Annotated in this window: 5 protein-coding genes and 1 pseudogene; 2 read left to right on the plus strand and 4 right to left on the minus strand. The window is 75.6% G+C overall.

The features are described 5' to 3' along the window. Positions 1–1189 (minus strand): SNF2 helicase-associated domain-containing protein (locus ACWGDE_RS36940; RefSeq protein WP_453393460.1); only part of this gene is annotated, 1189 nt, incomplete at its 3' end. A gap of 180 nt (positions 1190–1369) precedes the next feature. Here ACWGDE_RS36940 and ACWGDE_RS36945 point away from each other — a divergent pair. Together ACWGDE_RS36945 and ACWGDE_RS36950 are read left to right on the plus strand one after the other, a co-directional pair. Further along, entirely contained in the window at positions 1370–1552 is a 183-nt protein-coding gene (locus ACWGDE_RS36945; RefSeq protein WP_112452614.1) for a hypothetical protein, read from the plus strand. 23 nt (positions 1553–1575) lie between these two features. Beyond that, on the plus strand, positions 1576–2130 hold the full coding sequence (locus ACWGDE_RS36950; protein ID WP_453393461.1) for an MOSC domain-containing protein: 555 nt from the start codon (positions 1576–1578) through the stop codon (positions 2128–2130). An 80-nt stretch (positions 2131–2210) separates the two neighbouring features. On the opposite strand, the gene ACWGDE_RS36955 is transcribed toward ACWGDE_RS36950, so the two are convergent. From ACWGDE_RS36955 to ACWGDE_RS36965, 3 genes and pseudogenes are all read right to left on the minus strand, one after another. Then, a complete protein-coding gene (locus tag ACWGDE_RS36955) occupies positions 2211–2675 on the minus strand; it encodes an SAM-dependent methyltransferase (RefSeq protein WP_453393463.1) in 465 nt (154 codons plus the stop codon). Between the two features lie 38 nt (positions 2676–2713). Beyond that, entirely contained in the window at positions 2714–3502 is a 789-nt protein-coding gene (locus ACWGDE_RS36960) for a hypothetical protein (RefSeq protein ID WP_453393462.1), read from the minus strand. Between the two features lie 139 nt (positions 3503–3641). After that, positions 3642–3788 (minus strand): annotated as a pseudogene (locus ACWGDE_RS36965) (SAM-dependent methyltransferase); the annotation flags it as partial. Between the last annotated feature and the right edge of the window lie 112 nt (positions 3789–3900).

Genomic DNA, 3900 nt, shown 5'->3' on the forward strand with positions numbered 1-3900 from the left:
GGTCCAGTTCCTCGGTGGTCAGATCGCCCTGGCCGCCGAGTGCGTAGCGCCAGCCGAGGGGGTGCGCGGCGGTGGGGGACAGCAGGCCGGGGAGGTCGCCGGCGGTCGCGGGCGCCGCGTGTCCGACGACGGCCCGGGCGGTGAGGTTACGGGCGAGCCCGCGCGGCCAGTGCACCTGCACCCCGTCGGCGGCCAGGGCGCGGGAGGCCTCCCCGAGCAGCTCCGCGACCTCCTCGTCGGCGAGGTCCACCGAGTCGGGCACGGCGCCGGCGAGCAGCGGTTCGAGCGGCGGCCAGAGGCGGGCGGCCCCCCGCAGGGCCCGGAGCGCGTCCAGGCGGGCACGCGGCGGGAAGGCCGCCGCAGCCGGGCCGGCTCCGGCCCAGACGTCGGCGGCGTCCGCGACGAGGGAGGCGTCGGCCCCGCCGTGCATCTGCAGGACGGCCCGGAAGGCGGCGGGCTCGCAGGAGGGGTCGACCTCGATCCGGAGCGAGACGCGCACGCCCGCGTCGTGCTCGGCCGCGACCTCGGCGGCCCACTCGCGCAGCTCGGGGTGGAGCCGGGGAGCGCGGGCCGCGTAGGCGGGGCCGCCGGCGGCTGCGGGCGCGGCGGGGGAGCGGGGGAGGGTGTCGGCGACGGCGTCGAGGAAGGCGCGCAGCAGCGGCTCCGGCGCGGGCAACCGCGGCGGGCCGTCGTCGACGGCGGGTTCCGCGTGCGCACCCGGGCCGTCCCCGTCGGGGCCGAGCGGTACGCAGTGCGCGGCGGGTGGCATGGCGGCGGCCAGCTCCCGGATCTCCTCCAGGTCGGCGGGGTCCAGGGGCCCGAGCCGCCAGGCGTCGTACCCGGCGGGGCTGAGCCCGGGCAGCAGCAGCCCGCGCGCGGCCAGGCGCAGGGCGAGCAGGGCCGCGGCGCCCCAGAACGGCGCGGCCCCGGCCGAGCCGGCGGCCCGGAGCCGGGTGAGCAGCGGCAGGGCTTCGGCTACGGGCAGGACCAGGGCACCGACGGCGGTGCGCCGCAGCTCCGCGGTGACGACGGTGAGCTCCTCGACGGAGCCGAGGCCGTGCAGCTCGTGGAGCTCGTGGGGTCCGCTGTGCCCGTCCGGTTCCCAGAAGGCGATCCGGCCGTCGCGGGGCGGGTCCGCGGGCAGGAAGACGGCGGAGGAGTGGATCAGGCCGGAGACCGTCGCGAGCACGCAATCCTCACATTTGACTACCGGGTACGGGCGGCCGAGGTTAACCCACCCGTCACGCCCTCAGGACGCGGCGCCGCCGTGACCCGGGTCACTTCACCGATCGTTCACGCGGCTGGGAACGCGGGGGCCGGAGCGCGCGTTGAGGGGGGTAGTGGCCGACGGAGAAAGAGGTGTCCGCAGATGTCCACGAGCGGAAAGGTCGCGGTTGCCGGAGTCGTGGCAGCCATCGTGCTGTTCTGGGCGGTCGGGTTCTGGGCGGGACTGCTGGTCCTGATCGGGGTGCCGACGGCCGCCTACCTGCTGTTGGACTCCTCCCAGCGTCGTAGGCTGCGGGGTATATCCAGGAAGCAGATCGGCCGCTGAGGCCGACAGGGGGGCAGAGGTTCATGAGCAGGGTGCGTGCGGGACAGGTCGCGGCGGTCAGCAGCAACGGCGTCTACTCGTTCACCAAGCCCACGCGCGAGAGCATCACGCTCCTCGAGGGGCTCGGGGTCGAGGGCGACGTGCACGCGGGGGTCACGGTCAAGCACCGTTCGCGCGTGGCCCAGGACCCGACGCAGCCGAACCTGCGGCAGGTGCACCTCATCCACCAAGAGCTCTTCGAGGAAGTGGCGCCGGCGGGCCACCACGTCGAGCCGGGGCAGCTCGGCGAGAACGTGACCACCGAGGGCATCGACCTCCTCGGCCTCCCGACCGGCACCCTGCTGCACCTCGGCGAGGACGCCGTGGTCGAGGTGACCGGGCTGCGCAACCCGTGCCTGCAGATCGACGCCTTCCAGCACGGACTGCTCAAGCAGGTGGTGGGCCGGGACGACGAGGGCAACCTGCTCCGCAAGGCCGGAATCATGGGCGTGGTCCACCGGGGCGGCACGATCCGGCCCGGCGACGCCATCGAGGTCACGTTCCCGCCGGTCCCCCACGTCCCGCTCGAACGGGTCTGACGCCGGAGCCGGTCCCGCGGGCCCGGCTCCGCGAGCAGGTCAGGGCAGGGCCGCGCGCCCGGCCGTGCCGGCCGTGCCGCTCAGTAGTAGTCGCGCATCAGCACGGTCGCCCACTCCGGCTGGCGGTGTTCGCCGCGCGGGCCGAACTCCGTCATGTACGGCTTGAGGTCGACCACGGGGGTCCCGGACACCGCGTCCAGGCCCTCCACGTGCACCTCGGGACCGCCGGGCGCCAGACCGTCCACCTTCACGACGCGGCAGCGCGAGACGCCCAGCCGGTTCGGCCGGTTCTTGCCGCGCTGCGCGAAGATGCCGACGAGCGGCCAGTCCGGATTGTTCCGGGGATGGCGCGCGCCCGTCTCGATCCTGTCCTGCGGCACCCGGTCGAAGTGGTAGACCACCTCGACGTGCGAGAAGTCCTCCAGCCCGTACAGCGCCTCGGGCCCGAACCGCTCACCGTCCAGGCGGATCACCGCGGTCTCCCGCCCCCAGTCGTCGTCGGCGACCTCGGCGCGGCCGCCGACCACCACGCCCACCGGAACCATCTCCACCGGCTCGGCCTTCACCTTGTTCCCCCTCGTGTTCAGGACGGCCGTACCGCGACGCGGTCCAGCGCGGCCAGCAGTTCGGTCAGCTCCGGGAGTTCCCCGTCCGCCGCGTGCGGCACCGACAGGACCTCGCTCGGCTCCTCGTCCAGCAGGACGAAGGCCGCCCCGCCGGTGCGGGCGACCATCGACCATCCCGGCCCGTCCACGCGCAGCGTGCGCGCCTCCTCGCCCGCGAAGGACGACCGGACCCGGCCGGGCGGCGGCGGGGTCCTGGTGTACCCCAGCGCCTCCTTCAGGGCCCGTGCCAGCCCGGGGTGCGAGGCGGCAGCCGCCCCGCCGTCCGAGGCCACGCGCTCGCTCCAGTCCGCCCATTCCCGGGCGATCTGGTCGGCGCCCATGCGCCGTTGCACCGGGCCCCAGGTCTCGGCCGAGGGCGGCGCCAGCGGCACCCGCCCCGTTCCGTCCGCGCCCTGCTCCGGATCGTGCGGCTCCGGGATGCCGGCCGTCGCCACCGCGAGGTCCAGCGGCCAGCCCGCCAGCGAGATCACGATGGAGCGCTCGTCGGGGGACAGGTCGTACTCCATCCCGCAGTCCCAGGAGGCGATGGCCATGGCCACGAGCGAGACGTCGTCGACGACGACCGTCCAGCGCGCGCCCTCCTCGTCCTGCCCCAGCACCAGCCCGTACCCGCCGGGCACCGGCGGCACGCCGAGCAGGGAGCAGGCCTCGGGGAAGTCGTCTCCCAGGATGCTCGGGAACTGCGCGGGGGTCAGCAGTACGGCGGTCAGCACGTACAGCGAACCGCCGTCCTCCTCGTCGGACACGTGGCCTCCCGGTCGTTCTCTCGTCGGCGCACCCTAACCAGCGAGTAACCGCCGCGTCGAGAGCCCGCGGGAGGCGATTTCCAAGCCCGCTACCTGCACGGACCCGAGGCAAGGGGGCGCGACGACCGTCCTGGTCGCTTCAGGGGGTACGGACGGCCAGCGCCAGGAACCGGGTGTCCTCGTCGGCGTACGAGGTCATGCGCCAGCCCGAACCCGCCAGCAGCGGGCCGAGGTTGTGCTCGGCCCGCATGTCGTCAGGGGTCAGCTCGCGGCCGTGGGGGGGCGCCCCCCGCCGGCGGCCGCCGCGCGGGGAGCCCCCGGGCCGCCCCCCCCCGCCGCCCCCCCCCCCGGGCCCCCCGCCCCGGGGGGGGAAGCGCCCCCCCCCCCCCCCCCCCCCC

This window comes from Streptomyces sp. NPDC054956 (assembly GCF_053609185.1).